We start from the raw sequence: 3322 nt of genomic DNA on the forward strand, positions 1-3322 counted from the left end.
GGGTGGGGTCGGGGACCTCGGCGACGGTGACCTTGCCGACGGACTCGATGACGGCTGCCTTCATTTCACGGCTCCTGGGTTCATGGCACGGTCCTTGACGTTTACGGCGAGCAGCCTCATTTCACGGCTCCCAGCGACAGGCCCTGGACCAGCTTGTCCTGGGCGGCGAATCCGGCGGCGAGCACCGGCAGGGAGATGACGAGGGACGCGGCGCACACCTTGGCCAGGAACAGGCCCTGGCTGGTGATGAAGCCGGTCAGGAAGACGGGTGCCGTCTGGGCGACCACGCCCGACAGGACCCGGGCGAAGAGGAGTTCGTTCCAGCTGAAGATGAAGCAGATCAGGGCGGTGGCCGCGATGCCCGGCAGGGCGATGGGGGCGACGACGCGGCCGAGCAGCGTGGGCAGCCGGGCCCCGTCGACGCGGGCGGCCTCGATGACGGCGACCGGTACCTCGGCGAGGAAGGACTGCATCATCCACACGGCGATCGGCAGGTTCATCGACGTATAGAGCAGGACGAGCAGCCAGATGTTGTCGAGCAGGCCGGTGTTCCTGGCGAAGAGATAGATCGGCAGGAGGCCCGCGACGACCGGGAGCATCTTCGTGGACAGGAAGAAGAACAGGACGTCGGTCCACTTCTTCACCGGCCGGATGGACAGGGCGTACGCGGCGGGTAGCGCGAGCAGCAGCACAAGCAGGGTGGAGGCGAGCGAGGCGACGGTCGAGTTGATCAGGGCGGGCCAGGGGCTCGCCCCGCCGTCGGCGCCGAAGAACTCGCGGTAGCCGTCGAGGGTGAGGGACGCGGCGACGGACGGCGGGTTGGTGGCGGCGTCCTGCTCGGAGTGGAAGGACGTCAGGACCATCCAGGCCAGCGGCAGCGCGAAGGCCAGACCGGCGAGCCAGGCGACGACGCCGAGGCCCGAACGGCGTATGCGTACAGGGGAGTTCATGCGCGGGACGCCTCCTCGCGGAACAGGGACGACACCACGCGCAGCGCGAACGTCGCGATGACCAGGGAGCCGAGGACGACGAGGACACCGGCCGCGGACGCGAGGCCGTTCTCGTGCGCCTGGTAGAAGGACTGGTAGACGGTGTAGGGCAGGTTGGCGGTGCCCAGGCCGCCGGAGGTGATCGTGAAGACCGCGTCGAAGTTCTGCACGATGTGGATCGAGCCGAGCAGGGCGCCGAGTTCGAGGTAGCGGCGCAGGTGCGGCACGGTCATATGGCGGAAGATCTGCCAGTTGGACGCGCCGTCGATCCTGGCGGCCTCCAGGAGTTCGGGGGACCGGCTCTGCAGCCCGGCGAGCAGGATCAGCATCATGAACGGCGTCCACTGCCAGATCAGCGAGGCCTCGACGGCGAGCAGCGGGGTGCTCGACACCCAGTCCGGCTGCGGCCCGCCCACAAGCCCCAACAGGCCGTTGAACAAGCCGTATTCGGGGTTGTAGAGCACATGCTTCCAGAGCAGCGCGGCGGCCACCGGCACCAGGAGGAACGGTGCGATCAGGAGCGTACGGACGAGGCCGCGGCCGCGGAAGGGGCGGTCGAGCAGCAGCGCGAGGCCGAGTCCGAGCACCAGGCTCACCAGGACGACGGTCGCGGTGAGCAGCACCGTGGTGAGCACCGAGCGGCGCAGGTCCGGGTCGGTGAGCACCTCGGCGTAGTTGCCGAACCCGGCGAAGCCGCGGGCCTCGGGATAGAGGGCGTTCCAGTCGAGGAACGAGATCACCAGCGTTGCCACGAACGGCAGTTGGGTGACCGCGACCATGAAGACAAGGGCGGGCAGCAGCGGTGCCCGGGTGGCCCAGGCGCGCAGCCGGCCCGGGGGAGTGGCGGCGCGCGGCACGCTCGCCGCGCGGCTTGCGACGGTGGTGGTCATCGGCCCTCGTACTCCTCGGAGATCTGCTCGGCGAGCCGCTGCGACTTCGCCAGGGCGCTGTCCACGGACTGGCGGCCCGCGATGGCCGCGCTGATCTCCTGCGCGACCTTGGTGCCGAGATCGGTGAACTCGGGGATGCCGACGAACTGGATGCCGGGCGCGGGCCGCGGCTGCACGCCCGGATCGCGCGGCCTGGCCTCGGCGATGGCACGCCGCGTCACGTCCTGGAAGGCGGCGGCCTGTTCGCGGTACTCGGGGATCTCGTACGTGGAAGCCCGTTTGCCCGCCGGTACGTCGGCCCAGCCGAAGGTCTCGCCGACGAGCCGCTCGTACTCCTTGCTGGACGCCCAGGAGATGAACTTCCAGGCCTTGTCCGGGTTGGGCGAGGCGTTCTGCAGCCCCCAGGCCCAGGTGTAGAGCCAGCCGGCGGACTCCGTCCGCTCGACCGGTGCGGGCACGTATCCGATCTTGCCCTTGACCGGGGACTTCGCGGCCTCCAGGGAACCGGCGGCGGCCGTGGCGTCGTACCACATGGCGGTCTTGGACTGGGTGAGGTTGTTGAGGCACTCCGCGTACCCGGACTGGGCGGCGCCCGACTGGCCGTGTTCGCGGACAAGGCGGACGTAGAACCGGGTGGCGTCCTTGAAGCCCTTGTCGTCGAGCCGGGCCGTCCAGTCCTTGTCGAACCAGGTGCCGCCGAAGGTGTTCACCACACTCGTCAGCGGCGCCATCAGCTCGCCCCAACCGGGCAGCCCGCGCAGGCAGATGCCCTTCATGCCGGGCTCGGCGGCGTCGGCCTTCGCGGCGAGTGCGGCGACCTGCTTCCAGGTGGGCCGCGCGGGCATGGTCAGGCCGTGCTTCTCGAACACGTCCTCGCGGTACATCAGGAAGGACGACTCGCCGTAGAAGGGCTGCCCGTACAGCTTGCCGTCGTCACCGGTCAGGGACTGGCGCATCGGGGGCAGGATGTCGCCCTGGTCGAAGCGGGCGTCCTTCCGTGCATACGGGCCGAGTTCGCGCAGCCAGCCGTTCCTGGCGTAGATCGGTATCTCGTAGTTGCTGAGCGTCGCGACGTCGTACTGGCCCGCCTGGTTGGCGAAGTCCTGGCTGATCTTGTCGCGGACGTCGTTCTCCGGCAGCACCGTGAAGTTCACCTTGATGCCGGTCTTCCTGGTGAAGTGCGCGGCGGTGAGCTTCTGCAGCTCCATCATCTGCGGGTTGTTGACCATCAGTACGTCGATGGAGTCACCGGAGCCGGTCCCGCCGGCTCCGGTCCAGCAGCCGGAGAGCAACAGCGTGCCTGCGGCGGCCATGGCGAGCGACGCGCGGAGCCTCCGTGGGCTCCGTCGGCTCCGTCGGCTCTGGGTTCGCATGAACCTGTCTCTTATACACCTCTGACGCTGCCGGCGAGAATCTAAGTGTAGAACCTGGTGGTCGCCGGAT

At 68.9% G+C, this 3322-nt stretch carries 3 protein-coding genes; all 3 read right to left on the minus strand.

All coding sequences use genetic code 11. The features are described 5' to 3' along the window. Positions 1 to 116 precede the first annotated feature (116 nt). From GUY60_RS36115 to GUY60_RS36125, 3 genes are read right to left on the minus strand one after another with little or no spacing between them, the layout of a single operon-like run. Complete coding sequence (locus GUY60_RS36115; protein ID WP_161705688.1) at positions 117 to 950, minus strand: carbohydrate ABC transporter permease; 834 nt, start codon at positions 948 to 950, stop codon at positions 117 to 119. Next, positions 947 to 1879, minus strand: a complete 933-nt coding sequence (locus GUY60_RS36120) for a carbohydrate ABC transporter permease (RefSeq protein WP_161705690.1) — start codon at positions 1877 to 1879, stop codon at positions 947 to 949. Before GUY60_RS36120 ends, GUY60_RS36115 begins: the two co-directional genes overlap by 4 nt. After that, a complete protein-coding gene (locus GUY60_RS36125) occupies positions 1876 to 3252 on the minus strand; it encodes an ABC transporter substrate-binding protein (RefSeq protein WP_161705692.1) in 1377 nt (458 codons plus the stop codon). The genes GUY60_RS36120 and GUY60_RS36125 overlap by 4 nt, the downstream gene beginning before the upstream one ends. Between the last annotated feature and the right edge of the window lie 70 nt (positions 3253 to 3322).

Source organism: Streptomyces boluensis (genome assembly GCF_009908195.1).
GTDB lineage: Bacteria > Actinomycetota > Actinomycetes > Streptomycetales > Streptomycetaceae > Streptomyces > Streptomyces boluensis.

Excerpts from the sequence above, each read along its gene's own strand:
- GUY60_RS36120 (WP_161705690.1), bottom strand. The coding sequence starts at position 1,879 with ATGACCACCACCGTCGCAAGCCGCGCGGCGAGCGTGCCGCGCGCCGCC.
- GUY60_RS36115 (WP_161705688.1), bottom strand. The coding sequence starts at position 950 with ATGAACTCCCCTGTACGCATACGCCGTTCGGGCCTCGGCGTCGTCGCC.
- GUY60_RS36125 (WP_161705692.1), bottom strand. The coding sequence starts at position 3,252 with ATGCGAACCCAGAGCCGACGGAGCCGACGGAGCCCACGGAGGCTCCGC.